The sequence below is a fragment of the Pseudomonas sp. SO81 genome (genome assembly GCF_030374125.1).
Classification (GTDB): Bacteria; Pseudomonadota; Gammaproteobacteria; order Pseudomonadales; family Pseudomonadaceae; genus Aquipseudomonas.
Map to the genome: position 1 here is coordinate 3,848,220 of NZ_CP126126.1, position 18,912 is coordinate 3,867,131.

Sequence of the window (18,912 nt, forward strand, 5' to 3'; positions counted from 1 at the left end):
ATGAATGACACACTTCGTAGCTCTGACCTCTCTGAAGGCCTTACTCGCCGTAGCTTTCTTAAGGCCGGCGTAGCCGTCGGCGGTGGCCTATTAATTAGCTTCAGTCTGCCTGGCTTAATGCGAGGAGCATTTGCCGAGGCAGGGACTTTTGCGCCGAATGCCTATGTGCGAATCGACCGGGAGGGGCGAGTTTTCCTCACCATACAACCGGTGGAGATGGGTCAGGGCACCTACACCTCTATGCCCGCACTTATCGCAGAAGAGCTAGAGGTAGGACTGGATCGAGTGGTCGTTGAGCATGCTCCAGCTGACGATAAGCGGTACGCCAACCCGGCTCTTGGTTTCCAGGTTACCGGCGGCTCGACATCCGTGCCGGCCAACTGGAAGCCTTTGCGTGAAGCCGGTGCGGCTGCCCGCGTCCTGTTGATCTCTGCAGCTGCTAAGGAGTGGGGTGTATCGGCAGATAGCTGTAAAGCTGAAAACGGCGAGGTCCATCATCCTACTAGTGGTCGTAAGCTTGGATACGGAGAGCTAGTGGACGCAGCCGCGGGTCTTCCTCTTCCAGAAAGTATTCCCCTCAAGGATCCCAAGAGCTTCAAATTGATAGGAACCCCTGCCAAGCGCACCGATACTCCGGACAAAGTTGTCGGCAAGGCAGTGTTTGGCATTGATGCTCGGCCTGAGGGCGTGAAGGTTGCCGCGATCATGCTTTGCCCCGTGATAGGGGGAACTCTCGATGATGTTGATCCGGCTCCTGCCCTATCGATCAATGGCGTTCGCCAGGTGCTGCGTACGGACAACTCTGTAGCCGTGGTTGCTGACCATACCGGAGCTGCTCGCAAAGGCCTCGCAGCTTTGAACATCAAATGGAATGGCGGAGCTAACTCATCAGTTTCCAGCGAGCAGATGCTGCAGAAAATGAAGGAGGCCTCTGAACAACCTGGGCTTCAAGTCCGAAACGAAGGCAACGTCGAAGAGGCGTTCGCCGGCGCAGCCCAGAAAGTTGAAGTAACGTACCAAATTCCGTTTCTAGCTCATGCCTGTCTGGAGCCAGTTAACTGCACCGTCCACGTGCGAAAGGACTCCTGCGATCTTTGGTTAGGCATTCAAGTTCCAGCCCGTGCCAAGACCGTTGCAGCCCAGATCACAGGGCTGCCTGAAGACTCAGTGCAAGTACACAACCATCTTATCGGCGGCGGATTCGGCCGTCGCCTTGAGGTCGATTTCGTGGCTGACGCGGTGAAGCTCGCCAAGCAGGTGGACTTCCCGTTGAAAGTTATCTGGTCGCGCGAGGAGGACACCCGACATAGCACGCTCCGTCCCGCTCACTACAACCATCTGAGTGCTGCGTTGGATAACGAGGGAAGGCCGATAGCGTGGACCCATAAGGTGACAGGCGCTTCGATTTTGGCTCGGTGGTTGCCCGCTGCGTTCAAGGACGGCATCGACGGTGATGCTGTGCGGGACGCCTGTGGGCCGTATTCATTTCCGAATTTGAGCGTGCACTACATTCGGCATGAACCCCCGAAAGGGATTCTTCCGGCGTTCTGGCGTGGAGTTGGACACACTCAAAATGCATTCATGGTTGAAGGCTTGCTCGACGAGTTGGTGCAGCTGGCGAAAGCAGACCCTTTTGAGTACCGCTATCCGCTTTTGAAGGAACATCCGCGGGCCCTCAAGGTGCTGGAGTTACTGCGTGAAAAGTCGGGCTGGGACTCCCCTCTGCCCGCTGGGCATGGTCGAGGTCTTGCGCTTACCTACTGCTTCAGCACCTACGCTGCGCAGGTTGCTGAGGTGAGCGTTAACGCGAATGGCGATGTTCGGGTGCATAAGGTCACATCTGTAGTCGACTGCGGCATCGCAATCAATCCAGACAGCGTGGTTGCGCAAGTGCAGGGAGGCACCATCTTCGGCCTAACTGCGGCGCTCTTTGGAAACATCACGTTCAAAGATGGGCGCATGGAGCAGGGCAATTTCGACACATATCGTTTGCTAAGGATCAATGAGGCACCGGCGATAGAGACGTATCGTATCGACAGCCAGGAAGCCCCTGGGGGGCTTGGTGAGGTATCAACTGTGACTATCGCACCTGCCGTTGTGAATGCAATTTTCGCCGCGACTGGTAAGCGACTACGCAGCCTCCCGATCAACTCGAGTGAGCTTCGTACAGCCTGAGTGGAGTCTCGCCAGTGGTAGTAGACCGGCAAGGGAGAAGTTTTCGAAACCTACGCGTTAGCCTCACCGCCGCCTGCAACTATGCGTGCACCTACTGCGTGCCGGATGGCAGGCGGTTGGTGGCGGCGAGCGACGAGTTGTCCGCAGCCGATATGGCTAGCGCTGTGACACTGCTGGTAGAGGCAACAGAGATTGACCGGTTGCGGATCACCGGAGGCGAGCCCCTTGTCAGCGCCAAGCTTGAGCCATTTCTTCGCTTGATTTCTGGCTTAGAAATAAAAGACATCAGCATTACGAGCAATGGCCAACTCCTGGCTCAGAGATTGCCACTACTGCTCGAATATGGAATTCGCCGTCTGAACGTTTCCCTCGATACGCTTGATGCTCAGGCGTTTCGCGAAATTGCTCGTTCAGGCGATCTTGGCAGCGTTCTGCACGGACTGGAGTTAGCCCGAGTGGCAGGAGTTCGTATCAAGGTAAATATGGTTCCACTGCGTGGCGCCAACGAGAACCAGATTCTGCCAATGCTGGAGTACTGCCTTGAACGAGGATTCGAGCTTCGTTTCATAGAGCTCATGCGCATGGGGCATCTAGCTCGAGACACCGCTAATTTCTCTCGTCAGTACTTCGGCATGGATGAGATTCTGGAGCTGATAGGTAGCCAACACACCTACATCCAGGCTCCCGCTCCACTGGACTCAACTGCGCTTCGCTATGAGATTGCCGGGCTGGGGCACTTCGGCATTATCGCGAACGAAAGCGCCCCCTTCTGCCGCACCTGCTCTCGGTTGCGTTTGTCTTCATCTGGCTGGTTGTATGGGTGCCTGTCGTCGAGTAACCGACATGCTCTCGCCCCATTGCTTAGTAAGCCTCATGACGAGGCGCTATCGGAGCTGCAAGAGCTATTAGCAGGGGCACTGGCCGATAAGCGCGATAGCACCTTCTCAGGAGCATTGATTCCGATGAAGGCCATCGGAGGCTAGAGACTTTCACTCGCCTTCTGGTGTCGCATCACTGGCTCTGCATCATGAATCGGGGCGGTCCGCTCCCTCAACATACCGCCATTACGTCCGTTGAAGTGAGCTGTTACCTCGGCCACAAGAGACAGCGCAATGCTCTCGGGTGTATCTCCGCCTAGATCCAACCCCATGGGGTAGTGCAGTTTCTCGAACGCCGGCATCGAAAGGCTATTGGGAATCTCGGCGAGCAACCTCTCCGTACGGCTACGTGGTCCTAGCTGACCGATGTAAGAGGGCGCTTGGCTGAGCGCCTGAGCCAACCAATGGCGGTCTTGGGAGTAACTGTGGGACATGACTATCACAGCGGCATGCGCGATCAGGCCAGATGGGATCTGACCGGTCTCCAACGATAGGTGGAGGACTTGGTCGGCCCCTGGGAAGCGTTCGTTCCTGGCAAAATGGCTTCTCGAGTCGATTACAGTCACTCGCCAGCCTTGCTGCTTGGCCATTGCTACCAGAGGTTGAGCATCGTGCCCCGCGCCGAAAATAACTAGTTTGCGTGGTGGGGCCAGGTACTCGATGACTACCTCTATTTCGTCAGCTCCTAGGTCGTAGCGATGTAAGGCAGTTTTCCGCTGATCGAATGCAGCTTGCAGGTCGACAGTCAGTAAATCAGCTAGCGCTGCGTGATTACCGCTCAGGAAAAGATCGTCCATTGGGGACAGCGCCACTCGTGCACCGATTAGGGCTTTGGCGTCACCAGTGCCTGCAATAACTGTCGCCAGAGTGGCAGGGCGCTGTTCCTGGATTACCTGACGCAGCAACTGTGCTGGCAAGTAGGGTTGTGCGACTCGTACTCGCTCGAGGAGGATGTGGACTGTGCCATTGCATCCAAGCCCAAAGGCCAGTTCCTCTTCTTCTCCAGCCTCATCTCCTGGCATGCCAGTGCTGTAGGTGCGGATCACTGGTTGTCCTTGCTCGGTAAGCCACCAAGCTTTCTTGGCTAGGTCGCTTTCGAGACACCCCCCGCTGACGGTCCCGACGGCATTACCGATCTGAGGAATGAGCATGCGGGCACCAGGTCGCCGGTATGCCGAACCCTCAACTTTTACGACCGTAGCCAGCACCGCCTCCTGTTTCTGGATGGCGAGCTCTTCCAGAGCATCCAGTAGGTTGCCAACGTCGCTCATGGGCTGCAGTCCCGTCTCGCTGTGACTGGATATCAGGTTAGTCGGCTATCTCTCCATGCAACCAGCATCACTGTTTGCTAAATGCTTCAGTTTTTCTCGAACGCGTGGGTTCTTTTAACGTTTGTCGGCTTTCCGCTGGCTTTCGAACATAGCCCCCACGGCGCTGCGACCACGGCACTAGCAATTGGAGGTCGAACAAGAATGAATGCGTCCCTGAAGAGCGATACTCTCCAGTCAGGCTATTACTTTCCTGCCATCGCGCACCCGGAGCGATCGTCTTTTCGCCAGTGCTTGCTCATTCCCCACTCGCAGATCTGTATGAGGGCCTACTGCTAGAAACTGAGGGAATGGTGGTAGTGAGCCATCGCTCTCGATGATACAGGCACTGCCTGGCTACTTTTTAAATGGTCCCTCCAGTGGGCACGCTTCAATACCTATTTCGGTGAGCGCTATCAACCGTCCAAGCCGATCAATGGATAGAGCTTTCGAGCGGCTGCTAGTGGCCGGAAGCAGCCTGTCACCGGAGTCTGCTTCCGGCCAGAAGCGGACGTTCGGCGCTCCGTTAAACAGGGCGTCATCAAACTCTTGCGGCGTAGGTCATTCCGCCCGTAAGCGGACACCGGAAGGACATCGCTCTTGGCGCGATGGTCGCACGGTCCAATAACACGCTTCGCACATTGGAACTGGGTCGGACATGAACTGCGACCAGCACGGGCATCGAGCGGCAATAATGAGTGCTCCGGATGGAATCCCGTTCCGGAGCACTCATGCAGATCAGGCGTGAAGCAGCGCATCGAGCCCGCCCTGTTGGTCGAGGCTGGCCAGGTCGTCAAAACCGCCGACATGCACATCCCCTACGAATATCTGCGGGACGCTACGGCGCCGAGATCGCTGCAGCATTTCCGCGAGGTGTTGCGGCGACGCTTCAATATTGATTTCGAGCGGGGTAACACCCTTGCTCGACAGCAGTCGCTTGGCACTCACGCAGTAAGGGCAGTGCTGGGTGGTGTAGATAGTCACTTGGCTCATGATGGTTACCTTCCTAGCGTGCCGAAGGCGGGAAGTCGATATCGGTCGTGGCGATGTTGTTCAGGTAGTTGGTCAGGGTCAGCAGCGTGACCTGTGCCACCACCTCCACGATCTGGCCATCGGTGAGGCCGGTCTCGCGCGCTGCAGCGATCTGCTCGTCACTCAATTGGCCGCGGCTCGCGGTGATCTGATGCGCCAGCGTTGCGACCGCACTAAGTGTGCCGCTGCGGGCTTGGCCGATGGACTCGTCGCTCAAGCCCGCCTTGGCGCCAAAGAAAGCGTGTGCGGCCAGGCAGTAGTCACAACCGTTGACTTCCGAAGTGGCGAGGGCAACGACTTCACGCTCGGCGGCGCTCAGCGAGCTTTTACCCAGGGACTGGGCGAGTCCCAGGTAACCGTTGAGTGCGGCCGGGGAGTGGGCCAGGGTCTTGAATGCGTTGGGAATGAAGCCGAGACCTTTCTGAATGCCTTCGAGGGCAGCGCGCGAGCCAGCAGGGGCTTGGTCCAGCGAGAGAGCGGCGATACGAGTCATGGTGGTTCTCCAGTAGGTTGATTAACCGGCTTGTCGGTCAAGCTTGGAGTCCATACTAGGAAGGCCATCTTTCCTTTCGGATTCAGATCGTCGAACTTATGCGACAGATCGTCTAAATCTGAGCGAGCTATGGACCGACTATCGACACTGCTCAAGCACTTCAACCTGCACGCTTCCACCTTTCACCAGGGTGGGCTTTGCGGAACGACCAGTCTTTATGGGCAGCACGGCGTCGGCCACGCCCATCTGCTGCGTTCGGGGCGCCTGGCCTTGAGGGACAAGCGCGGCCAGCTAATTGAATTGACGGAACCCAGCCTGATTCTGGCAGTCCGCCCGCAGGAGCATCAGTTGTCGGCGAGCGAAGCCGATGGAGCAGAGTTGGTGTGTGCCACCTTGCAATTCGATGGCGGGGCCAACAACCCGCTGACGCTGGCGTTGCCGGACTTCATCATCAAGCCGCTGCGCGAGTTACAGGGGCTCGATGGCACCCTCGACTGGCTGTTCGATGAAGCCTTCGGCGACGAATGCGGGCGGGATGTGATTCTCAATCGCCTGTTCGAACTGATGGTGATCCAGCTGCTGCGCCACCTCCTCGCCAGCCGCAGCATCGACTCCGGAATGATGGCCGGGTTGGCCAACCCTCAGTTGTCCCGCGCGCTCGTGGTCATCCACAACGAGCCCCAGCAAAACTGGTCCGTGGCGGAGTTGGCGGATCGTGCCGGTATGTCCCGCGCGAGCTTTGCTGCGCACTTTCGCGAGACCGTGGGGGCCACCCCTGCGGATTACCTGGCCAACTGGCGAATCAGCCTGACGCAGAAGCGCCTGCGCGAAGGCCGCCCGATTGCCCTGATCGCCGATGAGGTGGGCTACGAAAGTCCGTCTGCGCTGGCCCGCACCTTTCGCCGCAAGGTAGGCGCAAGCCCGAGGGAATGGCTGCAGCAGAACACGGCATGATACCTGACAGGTCTGCCCGTTACGGCAATGCACGCGGGCCTGCGCCACGCGTGGGAGCAGCTACAAGTGCTCGCGGAGAAAATCGATGAACGCCATCGTCCGTGCCGAGCGTCGTCGCTCGCGGCTGAATACGGCGCTAACTGGCAGCGCGGTGGTCTGGTAATCGTCGAGCACGCTGCGCACGGTGCCTTGTTGGACGTCTGCTGCGAACAGCCATTCCGGAGAGAGGGAAACGCCCAGGCCGCTCAGGACCATCTCCCGTATGGCCTCACTGCTGTTGCTGGTGACGTTGCCCTTGATGGCGATATCGAGCGCTTGCGCACCGCGGGTGAAGTGCCAGCGATCGTAGTGCTCCAGCAGGGTGAAGGCGATGCAGTTGTGGTGTGCCAGGTCGGCGGGCTCGCCTGGCGGGCCGTGGCGATCCAGATAGCTGGGTGCGGCATAGATCCGCCGCGTGCTGGCGCCAAGAGAGACGGCCACCAGCCCTTCGCTCTTCACTACCCCGATGCGGATCGCCAGGTCGATGTTTTCCTTGAGCAGATCCTCGTTGTGATCGCTCAGGCGCAGGTCGATCCGCACATCGGGATGGCGCTGCAGAAAGGTCCCAAGCAGCGGCGCTATGCACAACCTTCCGTAGCTGACCGGTGCGGCGATTCGCAGGGGGCCGGCGATCTGCTCCTGGCCGCTGGCGAAGCTGCGGGTGGCGCTGTCGAGCTGGCCGAGAATGTCCTGGCAGTGCCTGTAAAAGCCTTGCCCCTGGTCGGTCAGGGCCAGAAGCCGGGTGCTGCGGGCGAACACGGGCCCGCCCAGATACTGCTCCAGCGCACGGATCTGCTTGCTCACCGCAGGCTGCCCCATGTTCAGTTCGCGCGCGACCGCCGAGAACGAGCCACGCTCCACGACGCGCACGAAGATGCGCATGCTGTCGAACAGATCCATCGCCATTAGGCCTCTTTGAGGAATGAGTGATATGAAAATTTAGTTTCTTATCGGAATGGAGAAGACGGGGCAACCTGTAAGCGTCCACTCATTCAGAGGTACCCGTCATGAATCAGACCATGCTTGCCGCTATCGCCGAGTCCGCCCAGGCCCCGCTGGCCGTCCGCCACATTGCTCGCCCTGTTCCCGGTAAGGGACAGGTTTTGGTGAAGGTTCACGCCGCGGGGATCAACCCGCTCGATACCAAGATCGCCTCCGGCGCAGGAAAACATGCCCACCAGGCACTGCCGGCGGTGCTCGGTCTGGATCTGGCCGGCATGGTTGTCGAGCTGGGCGAGGCGGTCGAGGGCTTCACGCCCGGCCAGGAGGTCTTCGGCATGGCCGGCGGGATCGGCGGTGCTCAAGGCACCATGGCCGAGTACATCGCTGTGGATGCCCGACTGATCGCGGCAAAGCCACATGTGCTCAGCATGCGTGAGGCCGCCGCTCTGCCTTTGATCTTTATTACCGCCTGGGAAGGCTTGGTGGATCGCGCCAATGTCCGTGCCGGCCAGCGGGTGCTGATCCATGGCGGTGCGGGAGGGGTCGGCCAAGTCGCGGTGCAACTGGCCAAGGCGCGCGGTGCCGAAGTCTACGCCACCGGTTCGGCGGCGGGTCTCGACTTCATTCGCTCGCTGGGCGCCACCGCCATCGACTACCAGGCGCAGAGCGTGGAGGCCTATGTCGAGCAGTACACGGCCGGCGAGGGGTTCGACATCGTTTATGACACCGTGGGTGGCAGCACGTTGGATGCGTCCTTCCAGGCCGTGAAGCCTTATACCGGACACGTACTGAGTTGCCTCGGCTGGGGCCAGCACAGCCTCGCGCCGCTATCGTTCAAAAGCGCCACCTACTCGGGCGTGTTCACTCTGACGCCGTTGCTCACCGGCACGGGGCGCGACCACCATGGGGACATCCTGCGCGAAGCGGCTTTGCTGGCCAATGCCGGGCAGCTGACCATTCGAGTCGATCAGCAGCACTTTGCGCTGGCAGAGGTCAACGAGGCATTTCGCCAGGTCGCAGGAGGTCGCGGCAAGGGCAAAACGGTCATTCAATTGGTGAGTGAATAAGCCTTGTTGTTCTGGGGCTATCCGTACAAATAGTTGGGGATCGCTCAAGGCAAGGACTTCTGGTTCGTACCTGAAGCGGTACAAGCGCCGCCGCTGCGCTGGAAGCAAAGCTGCGTAACTTTTCTTGCGATCTTGCCATTGAGCCTGCTGGTACCACTGCTATGGCAGCCTCTGTTCCATCGTATTCCCTGGCTCGGCGGCTACTCGCCGAGCAACATAATCATCACTCTCAGTATCGTTCAGCTCGTGGTGTACCTGTTCATGCCTATGGCAACGCGCGCCTTTCGCGGCTGGCTGAAGGCTCAAGGCCGTGAAGAAAGGTCCTGAGTCAGGTTGTTAAGACGACTAGGATGTCGCGTGCGGCCAATTGCAGCCCTTCGCAGCAGGGTGCAATCGGCCAATGCGGGGCTGACTACAAATTCGCTTTAGACCAATGGACCACCCGTAGAAAAAGCCACTCCCTCGATGTGATAGACCTTTGGTTCTTCCGAGAAGTAATCCTGCAGGCCCAGCATGAACACCCGATGGTCTTCACTCGCTTCGAAGCCTGGAGTGTGATCCTCGAGTGATTGCCAGCGTACGATCAGATTGAATTGGTGCGGCGTTTCGATGCCCTGGGCCAGCATGTGCCCGCAGTAACCTTTGGCACGGCAGAGCAAAGGTGCAACCTGGGCAAACGCAGTCCTGAAGTTTTCGATCTGATCTTTGTAAACGGGCAGTACAGCGATCTCATAAATCATGGGATTTCTTCCTGAGGTGAGTTCAGCTTTGAGGCTAGGGCGCGACGGTGATCGCTACCTTTCCTCGGATACCGTTGTTGGGGCTCTCCAGCCGCGCATGGGCGAGCGCAAGGTCGGCAAGCGAATAGACGGCACCCACGTGCGGACGCAGCTGACCGCGTTCTACCAATGTGCTCAGTTCATCCAGCTTGCCGCGGTTTTGCCTGGTGAAAACGAAGTGATAACTCGCGTTCTTGCCCCAGGCCTGAATGAGGTTCTGTGGCTGGGCGATGTCCACAATGGAGACAACTCGGCCGAGTTGAGCGAGGACGTCGGGGCTTCGGGACAGTGTGTTTCCGCCAATGGTGTCAAACACCACATCGACTCCGCGGCCATCCGTTGCCCGATTGATGGCGTCGACGTAATCCTGCTTCTCGTAGTCGATGACTACATCGGCACCCATGCTTCGTGCGAACTCAACGTTCGCTTCGCGCACGGTCGTGAAGACGCGCGCGCCAATGGCCTTTGCTAACTGGATCGCTACATGACCGACGCCTCCGGCACCACCGTGTATCAGGATGCTTTCGCCCACTTTTAGCGCCGCTCGTACGGTCAGTGCTTCCCACGCCGTTCCGCCGACCAGACTCAGGCTTGCCGCCTCGAGATGACTCAGCGAGGCAGGCTTCCTCCCGACAATGCTTTGGGCCGCAACGTGGTACTCGGCATAGCTTCCTGGGCCATCGAATATTTGTGGGGTGTACCAGACTTCGTCACCGGGGGCGAAAGCCGTCACACCAGGCCCGACTTCTTCGACCACGCCGGAGACGTCATGACCGGTGATAGCCGGAAGAGGGACCAGGTCGGAATAGTCACCGCGTCGGACTTGATAATCCAAAGGGTTGATGGAGGTGGCGTGTACGCGAACTAGGACTTGGTCTGGGCCGGGCATTGGCTTGGGTACATCACGCAGTTCGAACACCTCCGGGCCACCGAAGGACTTGAGCATCATCGCTTTCATTGCAAAACCTCGTTTCTATAAAAAGGGATATTGGGAAATATCGATATATTCGGGCGGAGAATCGGGGTGTTCAGGTCATCATAGCTCCTTATTTCTACTAATAGGGATATCGGGAATAATAGATTTATCCTGGCAAAAAATTACAACTCTGTCCCTATCATCTCGGCAAGGGCATTGATGGCTGCTTCGTTGCGCTTGTAGTAGGTCCACTGACCGATGCGCCTGACTTCGACCAACCCGGCGCGTTGCAGCGTCGCGAGATAATCAGACACCGTCGACTGCGATAGTCCGACGCCTTCCTGAATGCTGCTGACGCAAACGCCGACCGTGAGCACGTCACCCTCATCCTGCGGAGGGAAGCTCTTCACCGGATCCTTCAAGCCCTTCAGGATTTCAAGACGGGTCCGGTTTGATAGCGCTTTGAAAACTTCGAGTAAGTCCATGGCGTCAGAATATCGAAATTTACCGATATGTCAATGTGCGATCCCTAGCAGTCTTTGCCGGGGGCTTATGGGCCAGGGCCCTGGACAGTTCAATGCCGTCGACGCGCAGGAAACCCAGGCATGGCAGTTCGCTTCTAGCCGATAGCGGCAAGTTAGGGTTGGCAGCGAGCGCATGGTTGCTCCAGCCTCTCCAGCCTCTCCAGCCGCTGTGGACGCAGCCATGCCTTGGGCGAGATTCCGCGCTGTGATCTGAGTCGGCGCTATGTGGAAATCCAAGCGCCATGCGAGATTCCCCGTCATGTGAAACCTGCATACTGATCGCGCTGTCTGCACAGAGTCCGTCTGGGACGTCTGAACAGCCATTGGGAGCGAGCCAATGCATCGATCACTACTCTGCCTGGCCGGCCTGCTGCTGGTTGCCGGCTGCAGCCACGACGAGCCGGGGGACTACCAGTCGCCGGCCGACAACTACGACCTGACCCATTGGAAGCTGACCCTGCCGGACGACGAGGCCAGCGAGGTGCGCAGCGAGGAGCTGAAGGGCGGCTACGCCTCACGCTACTTCCACCTGGCCGACAACGGCGCCATGGTCTTCATGGCACCGGCCGGCGCGGGCACCACCAAGAACTCCGACTACCCGCGCGCCGAGTTGCGCGAGTTGCTCGACCCGGCCGACGACAATCGCAACTGGACCGGCGCCGGCTTTCACCAGCTCAAGGCCAGCGCCCGGGTGCTGCGCGCGCCGAGCACGCAGAAGATCGTCGTCGGGCAGATCCATGGCTACGACGCCCGCCCGCTGATCAAGCTGCAGTGGGAGAAGGGCAAGCTCAAGTCGCTGATCAAGCGCCACCCCAAGGGCAGCAACAAGGACATCAGTCATGTCTTCGCCACGCCGGTGGGCAACGATCTGTTCTCCTACATCATCGAGGTGCAGGACGGCGTGCTGACGGTGGAGGTCAATGGCGAGCGCATCCAGCATGACTTCTACAAGGAGGACCCGGCCTGGCGCGACGTGCCGTTCTACTTCAAGGCCGGCGCCTACGTGCAGGACGACGACGAGGACGGCGACGACGATGTGGGCGAGGTGCAGTTCACGCAGCTGACCGTGCGCCACGACTGAAAGGCGAGGTACAGTTCACGCAGCTGAGCGTGCACCACGACTGAAAGGCGAGGTGCAGTTCACCCAGCTGGCGGTGAAGCGCTCGCCGTGACGCGCTATCCTGTGCGCCCCGAACCCTCTGCAGGACCGCCCGATGCAAGCCCAGCTCCTCGAACTCATCACCCTGATCAGCTCCGGCTGCATGACCGAGGAGGAGATCGCCCGCATCGCCGACGAGGCCGCCCAGGCCTACGCCGACCCGCAGGCCTTCCTCGCCGCCAATCCGGACATCAACTACGACGACGATTTCCCCATTCCGCTGGGCGAGTGGGTGGTGATCGGCAGCCTGCCGGAGACCGTGCTGTTCCAGGCCGACAGCTACGAGGAGCTGCTGCAGCAGATCATCGACTCCTTCGGCCCGCAGGTGAGCTTCAACATCAAGCCCAAGCAGCTGCAGAAGGTCGAGCCGCTCAAGGCGCTGAACCGCATCCAGGTGCAGCTCTCGGCCCTGTACAAGGAGAAGGGCGGCTACGTGCTGATGGACCTCAGCGAGCCGCTGGATGACGAGCTGCAGTGCGTGCTCGTCTACACCAGCGACCTGCCGCGGGTGCTGGAGCTGGCCGTCGAGGTCGGTATTTATGCCGCCCCGGCCTACGAGGCGCTGAAGGCTGCCCAGGAGGAGTGAGTGGCGGCGCCGCAGCGGGCGCTACCCATGAAAAAGGCCGCTTCCCGATTGAGGGAAGCGGCCTTTTTTCTGGCTGACGATCAGGTAATCAGGGCGATCAGGATGATCAGCGGGATGGGTACACCGAGGAACCACAGCAGAAGTGAGCGCATGTCCGTTCTCCTTTATCAGCTAAGCGGGGCGGTGGTGCTGTTGGGCGAGGTGCGGTAGTCGCGGACCACCAGCACCACGGCGTCACGGCCGCGGCCACCGAGGGTGGCGGCGAAGCTGCCGACGAAGGCGCCGATCAGTAGCGCGACGAACATCCACAAGGTGGCGTGCGCGGCCGCCTTGCGGGCTTCATCGGCGGCCTGCTTGGCCTGCACCACGCTCTGGCGGGCCTGGGCATAGATCTCGTCGACACGGGCCTGGGCTTCGGTGGGCGAGAGGTTGGTGCGTTGCGACACCAGCTGGACGAGGTAGGCGCGGTCGGCCGGGACAAGCTCGCCGTCGTTGTCCAGGTTGCGCGCGAGGATGCGTGCGACCACGCCATGGGCGGCATCGTCCGCGCTGGGCGCCGGGCGATCATCGCGGAACAGGCCGTCGATGTAGTAGCCGTACTCCTCCTCGGCTCCGGCCAGCGCCGTCGGCGCCGCGCCAGAGGCGACCTGGGCGCTGGCCTGCACGCCGGCACCGACGATGCCGCTCACCGAGCCGACCAGTACGGTGGCGGTGAGCAGGGTGGCCACGGCCCAGGCCAGGAAGCCATGCGCGGTATCGCGGAAGAACACCTCGTCACCATGCAGGGTGGTCCACTTCACGCGCAGGCGGCCGGCGAGGTAGCCGCCCATGCCCGCCGCGATGATCTGGGTCAGGGCCAGCCAGATGATCGTGGAGATGCCCAGCCCCTCGGCGCTAATGCCTTCGTTGCTCCAGGGCGAGACCGCGCTGAAGCCGAGGCCGAAGCCGAGCAGGATCAGAATGAGCGACAACGCCGCCGCGGCGATGGCGCCGGCGAAGATCGCGGCCCAGGAAACACCAGAGGTGTTGGCTGATTCATCCAGGGCAGCTGCAGCAAGATCGGGTGTGGTGATCATGTTTTTATCCTTACTTGGACGGAAAACCCACTGCACAGAGGCGGCGGATCGCCGGCTCTTATGCGTTAGTGAGAGCGTCCGCCGGTAAGGTTCATGGTTATTGCCATGGGGCTGGCTGGCGGGGGCGTCGGCCCGCCATGCCGAGGTGCGCGTGCGTGCTCGCCGCTGCAGGCGCGGGCCCCGTCGGCGAGGCCGGGGCAGCCGATGGCTGCCGCCCCGGCCTGTGCGGCGCTGCAGGTCTAGCTGGAAGGCAGGTTCGCCGCGGCGTGCAAACGCTCGCGCATGGCCTGGAAGTGCAGGGCGGAACCCTGGAAGAAGGCGCCCGGCAGGATGCCATAGCGCTTGAGTGCGGCTTCCACCTGCTGCAGCCCGGCCTGTTCGGCCAGCTCATAGGCACGCATTCCTTTTTCGATGCGCTCGGCCGTGCTGGCGAAGTCGGTGAAGCCCATGTCGCGGCTGCTGGCGAAATAGGCGAAGCGGATGCGCGGGCGCAGTGCCACGTGGCGGATCAGCGGCCAGTCCAGCGCCGCCAGCGCCCGCTCCACGGCCGGCCCGACTATGACCTCCTGCTCCCACAGGAAGAACGCCTCGAACAGCTCGCGGCGCGCCGGTTGCGGCAGCGGCTCGTGCAGTGCCTGGGCCCGGTGGCAGCGGTTCAGCGCGGCCAGCAGGCGCGGCTGCAGGTAGCGCTCGGCGCCGGACGCGCGGCCATGCAGCTTGCTGAAGTGATAGGCGGTGTAGGCCTCGACGCAGACCTGCCGGTTGATCTCGCGGAAGGCGTCGGCGAAGGCGTGCAACTGGCGCAGCTTGTCGCGGCGCACGGCCGGGCTGAAGAGGAACTGGGCGGAGAGCAGGGCGCCGACCTTCAGGCCCAGGGCGAAGTAGCCGGCGCCCCACAGCGCGCCGTGGGCGGCGATCAGCGGGAACACGCTGCGCCCGCCGGAGTCCTCGTAGAGGTGGTGGTAGACCGAGGCGCGCTGGCCCAGATCGGTGAGCGCGCCGGCCAGTACCGTCGCTTCCTGGTGGATCCGCCGGTAATCCCGGGAGAGAACACAGCCTTCGCTATCCATATGCACGGCTCCAAGATCAATCTTCTGTGTTCACTCTAAGAAGATTCTACCTCGGCAGCCTCGTGGCAAATTGCCTCAGGTGCTCGGCAGCGGCAGGCGGATGACGAAGCAGGCGCCCTGACCGGCGGGGCGCGGTTCGGCCTCGATGCTGCCGCCGCAGTTCTCGATGATGCTGCGGCAGATCGGCAGGCCCATGCCCATGCCGTTGCGCTTGGTGGTGAAGAAGCTGTCGAACAGGCGCTCGACATGCTCGGCGGCGATGCCCGGCCCGCTGTCTTGCACCCGCAGTTGCAGCTGCTCATCCAGGCGCCGGGTCGACAGGACGATACTGCGTGTGGCGCAGTCGGCCTGGGTCATGGCCTGCAAAGCATTGACCAGCAGGTTGACCAGCACTTGCTGCAGCAGGGTGCGGTCGCCACGCAGGCGCGGCAGGCCGGTTTCCAGGTCCAGGCGCAGGGTCGCGCCCTGGCTCTGCAGTTCGTGACGCAGGAAGGCGGCCGCTTCCTTGACCAGCGCGTTGAGCGACAGGGGCTGCGGCTCCGGGCTCTGCTGGCGGGCCATGCCGCGGATGCGCGCAATGATCTCGGCGGCGCGGCGGGCGTCGCCGACCATGCGCTGGGTCAGGTCGCGCACTTCGTCGAGATCCGGTTGCGGTCGGCCGAGCCAGCGCAGGCCGGCCTCGCCATAGGTGGCGATGGCCGCCAATGGCTGGTTCACCTCGTGGGCGATGGAGGCGGTCAGCTCGCCGAGCATGGAGATGCGCGCGGCGTGGGCCAGGTCGGACTGCATGCGCTGCAGGGCGTTGCGCGAGGCCACCAGTTCGCTGATGTCGATGTTGCCCACCAGCACCATGCCGCGCTCGCGCATCTCCGGCGGCGCGGTGACGAAGAACAGCACATCCAGCTCGCGGCCATCCAGGGTGCGGGTCTTGGTTTCCGCCAGGTAGCCCGGCTCGCGGCGCCAGGCGGCTTCCAGGCTGTGGCGGAAGGCCTCGTCGTGCCCCGGTATCCAGAAGCGGCTGACCGAGCCGAGCATTTCGCCGCGCTCGCGGGCGCCGTACAGCTCCAGGGTGCGCTGGTTGACGTCGATGGCCAGGGTCGCGTCCATGGCCCGGCGGACGAACTCGGGATGCTGGTCGATGTAGGCGGGCAGGTCGCTCACGCCCTGTTCGCGCAGCTCGGCGAACAGGCGGTTGGTGCCGTTGGAGTCGAGCTGCCAGAACGACACCGCCATCACCTCGAACAGGTTGCGATAGCGCGACTCGCTCTGCTCCAGGGCGGCGTAGGCCTGGTTGCGCGCGGAGAGGTCGATGACGCCGACCATGAGGATGCCCTTCTGCATGTTCTCCGGCGGGAAGGAGGCGGTGAACAGCACATCGAATTCTTTGCCGTCGATGGTGCGCAGGCGGGTTTCCTTGACGTAGCTGGGCGCCTTGGTCACCGCGGCGATGATGCTTTCGGCGAATACCGCGGAGCTGGCCTGGGGCCAGAACGGCTCCACCGTGGTCAGCAGCTCGGCCTTGGTGCCGCGGCCGAACAGATGCACGGTCTGTTCGTTGACGTCGATTACGCGGGTGGCCAGCATCATTTCGCGCACCAGTTCGGGATGCTGGCGGAAGTGGGTACGCAGGTCGCTGACGCCGCTCTTGTACAGACTGCGCACCATGGCGCCGACGGCGGTGAAGTCGAGCTCCCAGAACGATGCGGCCATGGCCTGGAACAGGTTGCGGTAGCGGTATTCGCTCTCCGCCAGGATCAGGTCGGTGGCTTTGCGCGCGGTGATGTCGCGGCCGCTCTCGACGATCGCCTGGGGCGCGCCACTGGCATCGCGGCGCAGGGACCAGCGGGTCTCGATCAGCAGCTCGCGGCCATCGGCGCGGCGCCGGCTCAGCTCGCCGCTCCAGCGTCCGTCGTCGAGCACCTTCTGGTTCAGGCTGGCCAGCGCTTCGGCGTGCTGGCAGCCCAGCAGGTCGTGGGCCGGCTGGCCGAGCGCCTCGGCGCTGCTCCAGCCATAGAGCTCCTCGGAGGCCTTGTTCCAGTAGCGGATGCGACCGTTCAGGTCGCGCAGGAAGATGCTCTCGTCGACCAGCTCCAGCAGGTCCACGCCGAGCATGGCGTCCTTCGTTGCGTGGGCCTCGTCGAACTCGGCCGAGGCGCCGCAGTCGTGCCCTTGCATTGCTCCTCCCGCGCCGGCGCCACTGGCCATGGCCGACAGGTCGATTGCCGGGATATGGCGTGCACGCCACACCTGAACCTTCAAGCGTAGCGGCTGGAGACAGGTTGTCTTGTACGACTTTGGTCTAGGGTGAGAACCGCCACGCAGGGCGGCGGTAGGGATGTGCCGGGCAGCTGCAGCTGCACGGCTCCGGGCTAACTGGTGCAGGCGGGCTATGGCCGCACGCCGCCGCCGCGCAGTGCGGGCGGCGGCGTGCGCGGTTTCAGCTCTTGATGAATGCCAGCAGGTCGGCGTTGAGCTGGTCCTTGTGGGTGTCGGCCAGGCCGTGGGGCGCGCCGGGGTAGACCACCAGCTTGGCGTCGGCGATCAGCTTGGCCGAGGCCAGGGCGGCGGCACCTATCGGCACGATCTGGTCGTCGTCGCCGTGCAGCACCAGGGTCGGCACGTCGAACTTCTTCAGGTCTTCGCGGAAGTCGGTGGCGGAGAAGGCGGCGATGCAGTCGTAGGCGCTCTTGTGCCCGGCCTGCATGCCCTGCATCCAGAAGGCATCGATGATGCCCTGGGACGGCTTGGCGCCCGGGCGGTTGTAGCCGTAGAACGGGCCGCCGGCGATGTCCTTGTACAGCTGCGAGCGATCGGCGAGGGAGCCGGCGCGGATGCCGTCGAACACTTCGATGGGCAGGCCGTCCGGGTTGCTCTCGGTCTTCAGCATCAGCGGCGGCACGGCGGAGATCAGGCCGAGCTTGGCCACCCGCTTGGTGCCGTGGCGGCCGATGTAGCGCGCCACTTCGCCGCCGCCGGTGGAGAAGCCGAACAGGATCAGGTCATGCAGGTCGAGGGTCTCGATCAGCTCGGCCAGGTCGTCGGCGTAGTGGTCCATGTCGTTGCCGTCCCACGGCTGGCTGGAGCGCCCGTGGCCGCGGCGGTCGTGGGCGATGACGCGGTAGCCGTGGTTGGCCAGGAACAGCATCTGCGACTCCCAGCTGTCGCCGTTCAGCGGCCAGCCGTGGCTGAACAGGATGGGCTGACCGCTGCCCCAGTCCTTGTAGTAGATCTCGACGCCGTCGCGGGTGGTGATGGTGCTCATGCGGGATGCTCCTTTAGGGATGGTTGCACTGGGGTTGGCCCGGCCCGGCGTGCCGCGCGCGCAGGCGCAGGCACTGGTAGCCGAGGCCGACCAGGAAGAGGAGCAGCGCGGCCAGGATGGCCAGCTTCACCTCGGGGGAATCGGGTCCGTTGCCGATGGGCGCGGACGGCGGCAGGCGCGACAGGGATTCGTTGAGCCCGGGAATCATCAGCAGCAGGAAGCTGAAGCTCATGCAGGCGGTTTCCAGGTAGGCACGGCCGTTGCCCAGGCGCTGCAGGCGCATGGCCTGGCGGGCGAGCAGGATGACCGCCACGACGAGGATGCCGATGGCGTGGCCGCTGTTGAAACCGCCGGTGCTGGACAGGCCGAAGGACGTCAGCACCGAGCCGAGCATGCCGTACCAGTAGCTGTTGCCGAGCGCGCCATGCGGCGGGATGCGTCCGTGGCGGGCGAAGGCATAGAAGCCGGCCAGCACCGGCACCAGGCTGAGGGCGGTGTGCAGAATGCCCAGGGTGGAAAGTGGATTGGCCATGCTCGGACCTCCAGCAGATGAACCGCATGGGGCGTCGCCGTCTGCCTGGGGCTACTGCACGGTGGGATGCCGTCGTGGGCCACACTGCCGGCCCGTGCTGCCGACTATAAGAAGGCCGGCA

The 18,912-nt window shown here is 62.1% G+C and carries 18 protein-coding genes and 1 pseudogene; 7 read left to right on the forward strand and 12 right to left on the reverse strand.

The window, feature by feature from the left end; translation table 11 throughout:
* Complete coding sequence (locus tag OH686_RS18065) at positions 1-2,175, forward strand: xanthine dehydrogenase family protein molybdopterin-binding subunit (RefSeq protein ID WP_289534263.1); 2,175 nt, start codon at positions 1-3, stop codon at positions 2,173-2,175.
* 14 nt (positions 2,176-2,189) lie between these two features.
* A complete protein-coding gene (locus tag OH686_RS18070) occupies positions 2,190-3,158 on the forward strand; it encodes a GTP 3',8-cyclase MoaA (protein ID WP_289534264.1) in 969 nt (322 codons plus the stop codon).
* On the opposite strand, the gene OH686_RS18075 is transcribed toward OH686_RS18070, so the two are convergent.
* From OH686_RS18075 to OH686_RS18085, 3 genes are all read right to left on the reverse strand, one after another.
* On the reverse strand, positions 3,155-4,324 hold the full coding sequence (locus OH686_RS18075) for an XdhC family protein (RefSeq protein ID WP_289534265.1): 1,170 nt from the start codon (positions 4,322-4,324) through the stop codon (positions 3,155-3,157). The two genes, OH686_RS18070 and OH686_RS18075, sit on opposite strands and share 4 nt — an antisense overlap.
* A gap of 774 nt (positions 4,325-5,098) precedes the next feature.
* Positions 5,099-5,353, reverse strand: a complete 255-nt coding sequence (grxC, locus tag OH686_RS18080) for a glutaredoxin 3 (protein ID WP_289534266.1) — start codon at positions 5,351-5,353, stop codon at positions 5,099-5,101.
* A gap of 13 nt (positions 5,354-5,366) precedes the next feature.
* A complete protein-coding gene (locus OH686_RS18085; protein WP_289534267.1) occupies positions 5,367-5,885 on the reverse strand; it encodes a carboxymuconolactone decarboxylase family protein in 519 nt (172 codons plus the stop codon).
* 129 nt (positions 5,886-6,014) lie between these two features.
* On the opposite strand from OH686_RS18085, the gene OH686_RS18090 reads away from it, so the two are divergent.
* Complete coding sequence (locus OH686_RS18090; RefSeq protein WP_289534268.1) at positions 6,015-6,839, forward strand: AraC family transcriptional regulator; 825 nt, start codon at positions 6,015-6,017, stop codon at positions 6,837-6,839.
* 60 nt (positions 6,840-6,899) lie between these two features.
* Here OH686_RS18090 and OH686_RS18095 read toward each other — a convergent pair whose 3' ends face one another.
* A complete protein-coding gene (locus OH686_RS18095) occupies positions 6,900-7,778 on the reverse strand; it encodes a LysR family transcriptional regulator (RefSeq protein ID WP_289539040.1) in 879 nt (292 codons plus the stop codon).
* A gap of 107 nt (positions 7,779-7,885) precedes the next feature.
* Here OH686_RS18095 and OH686_RS18100 point away from each other — a divergent pair, with 107 nt between their 5' ends.
* The gene (locus OH686_RS18100; RefSeq protein ID WP_289534269.1) at positions 7,886-8,887 is read left to right on the forward strand and encodes a zinc-dependent alcohol dehydrogenase family protein; all 1,002 of its coding nucleotides are present in this window, start codon (positions 7,886-7,888) and stop codon (positions 8,885-8,887) included.
* Positions 8,888-8,935: 48 nt separating this feature from the next.
* Positions 8,936-9,214 (forward strand): annotated as a pseudogene (locus OH686_RS18105) (putative antibiotic biosynthesis monooxygenase); the annotation flags it as partial.
* A 98-nt stretch (positions 9,215-9,312) separates the two neighbouring features.
* On the opposite strand, the gene OH686_RS18110 reads toward OH686_RS18105, so the two are convergent.
* The 3 genes from OH686_RS18110 to OH686_RS18120 all read right to left on the reverse strand — a co-directional run bounded on the left by OH686_RS18110 (position 9,313) and on the right by OH686_RS18120 (position 11,067).
* Positions 9,313-9,627, reverse strand: coding sequence for an antibiotic biosynthesis monooxygenase family protein (locus tag OH686_RS18110; RefSeq protein ID WP_289534270.1), 315 nt, complete (start codon positions 9,625-9,627; stop codon positions 9,313-9,315).
* A gap of 34 nt (positions 9,628-9,661) precedes the next feature.
* Positions 9,662-10,624, reverse strand: coding sequence for a zinc-dependent alcohol dehydrogenase family protein (locus OH686_RS18115; RefSeq protein ID WP_289534271.1), 963 nt, complete (start codon positions 10,622-10,624; stop codon positions 9,662-9,664).
* A gap of 140 nt (positions 10,625-10,764) precedes the next feature.
* Positions 10,765-11,067 (reverse strand): ArsR/SmtB family transcription factor, encoded by a 303-nt coding sequence (locus OH686_RS18120; RefSeq protein ID WP_289534272.1) that lies wholly within the window; start codon positions 11,065-11,067, stop codon positions 10,765-10,767.
* Positions 11,068-11,443: 376 nt separating this feature from the next.
* Here OH686_RS18120 and OH686_RS18125 point away from each other — a divergent pair, with 376 nt between their 5' ends.
* Together OH686_RS18125 and OH686_RS18130 are read left to right on the forward strand one after the other, a co-directional pair.
* Positions 11,444-12,187: a polysaccharide lyase family 7 protein gene (locus OH686_RS18125; protein WP_289534273.1), complete on the forward strand. Its 744-nt coding sequence runs from the start codon at positions 11,444-11,446 to the stop codon at positions 12,185-12,187.
* Between the two features lie 133 nt (positions 12,188-12,320).
* Positions 12,321-12,851 (forward strand): hypothetical protein, encoded by a 531-nt coding sequence (locus tag OH686_RS18130; RefSeq protein ID WP_289534274.1) that lies wholly within the window; start codon positions 12,321-12,323, stop codon positions 12,849-12,851.
* Positions 12,852-13,018: 167 nt separating this feature from the next.
* Here OH686_RS18130 and OH686_RS18135 read toward each other — a convergent pair whose 3' ends face one another.
* From OH686_RS18135 to OH686_RS18155, 5 genes are all read right to left on the reverse strand, one after another.
* Positions 13,019-13,927 (reverse strand): hypothetical protein, encoded by a 909-nt coding sequence (locus OH686_RS18135; RefSeq protein WP_289534275.1) that lies wholly within the window; start codon positions 13,925-13,927, stop codon positions 13,019-13,021.
* 239 nt (positions 13,928-14,166) lie between these two features.
* The gene (locus OH686_RS18140; RefSeq protein ID WP_289534276.1) at positions 14,167-14,997 is read right to left on the reverse strand and encodes a hypothetical protein; all 831 of its coding nucleotides are present in this window, start codon (positions 14,995-14,997) and stop codon (positions 14,167-14,169) included.
* A gap of 75 nt (positions 14,998-15,072) precedes the next feature.
* Positions 15,073-17,172 carry a PAS domain-containing sensor histidine kinase gene (locus OH686_RS18145; RefSeq protein WP_289534277.1) on the reverse strand — a complete coding sequence of 700 codons (2,100 nt, stop codon included), beginning with the start codon at positions 17,170-17,172 and terminating at the stop codon, positions 15,073-15,075.
* Between the two features lie 262 nt (positions 17,173-17,434).
* Positions 17,435-18,259: an alpha/beta fold hydrolase gene (locus tag OH686_RS18150; protein ID WP_289534278.1), complete on the reverse strand. Its 825-nt coding sequence runs from the start codon at positions 18,257-18,259 to the stop codon at positions 17,435-17,437.
* A 13-nt stretch (positions 18,260-18,272) separates the two neighbouring features.
* Positions 18,273-18,791 carry a hypothetical protein gene (locus OH686_RS18155; protein WP_289534279.1) on the reverse strand — a complete coding sequence of 173 codons (519 nt, stop codon included), beginning with the start codon at positions 18,789-18,791 and terminating at the stop codon, positions 18,273-18,275.
* Positions 18,792-18,912: the final 121 nt, after the last annotated feature.

What these genes read in the sequence shown, in the direction of transcription:
- OH686_RS18065 (WP_289534263.1), top strand. Translation starts at nt 1, where the DNA reads ATGAATGACACACTTCGTAGCTCTGACCTCTCTGAAGGCCTTACTCGC.
- OH686_RS18075 (WP_289534265.1), bottom strand. Translation starts at nt 4,324, where the DNA reads ATGAGCGACGTTGGCAACCTACTGGATGCTCTGGAAGAGCTCGCCATC.
- grxC (WP_289534266.1), bottom strand. Translation starts at nt 5,353, where the DNA reads ATGAGCCAAGTGACTATCTACACCACCCAGCACTGCCCTTACTGCGTG.
- OH686_RS18085 (WP_289534267.1), bottom strand. Translation starts at nt 5,885, where the DNA reads ATGACTCGTATCGCCGCTCTCTCGCTGGACCAAGCCCCTGCTGGCTCG.
- OH686_RS18090 (WP_289534268.1), top strand. Translation starts at nt 6,015, where the DNA reads ATGGACCGACTATCGACACTGCTCAAGCACTTCAACCTGCACGCTTCC.
- OH686_RS18095 (WP_289539040.1), bottom strand. Translation starts at nt 7,778, where the DNA reads ATGGATCTGTTCGACAGCATGCGCATCTTCGTGCGCGTCGTGGAGCGT.
- OH686_RS18100 (WP_289534269.1), top strand. Translation starts at nt 7,886, where the DNA reads ATGAATCAGACCATGCTTGCCGCTATCGCCGAGTCCGCCCAGGCCCCG.
- OH686_RS18110 (WP_289534270.1), bottom strand. Translation starts at nt 9,627, where the DNA reads ATGATTTATGAGATCGCTGTACTGCCCGTTTACAAAGATCAGATCGAA.
- OH686_RS18115 (WP_289534271.1), bottom strand. Translation starts at nt 10,624, where the DNA reads ATGAAAGCGATGATGCTCAAGTCCTTCGGTGGCCCGGAGGTGTTCGAA.
- OH686_RS18120 (WP_289534272.1), bottom strand. Translation starts at nt 11,067, where the DNA reads ATGGACTTACTCGAAGTTTTCAAAGCGCTATCAAACCGGACCCGTCTT.
- OH686_RS18125 (WP_289534273.1), top strand. Translation starts at nt 11,444, where the DNA reads ATGCATCGATCACTACTCTGCCTGGCCGGCCTGCTGCTGGTTGCCGGC.
- OH686_RS18130 (WP_289534274.1), top strand. Translation starts at nt 12,321, where the DNA reads ATGCAAGCCCAGCTCCTCGAACTCATCACCCTGATCAGCTCCGGCTGC.
- OH686_RS18135 (WP_289534275.1), bottom strand. Translation starts at nt 13,927, where the DNA reads ATGATCACCACACCCGATCTTGCTGCAGCTGCCCTGGATGAATCAGCC.
- OH686_RS18140 (WP_289534276.1), bottom strand. Translation starts at nt 14,997, where the DNA reads ATGGATAGCGAAGGCTGTGTTCTCTCCCGGGATTACCGGCGGATCCAC.
- OH686_RS18145 (WP_289534277.1), bottom strand. Translation starts at nt 17,172, where the DNA reads ATGCAAGGGCACGACTGCGGCGCCTCGGCCGAGTTCGACGAGGCCCAC.
- OH686_RS18150 (WP_289534278.1), bottom strand. Translation starts at nt 18,259, where the DNA reads ATGAGCACCATCACCACCCGCGACGGCGTCGAGATCTACTACAAGGAC.
- OH686_RS18155 (WP_289534279.1), bottom strand. Translation starts at nt 18,791, where the DNA reads ATGGCCAATCCACTTTCCACCCTGGGCATTCTGCACACCGCCCTCAGC.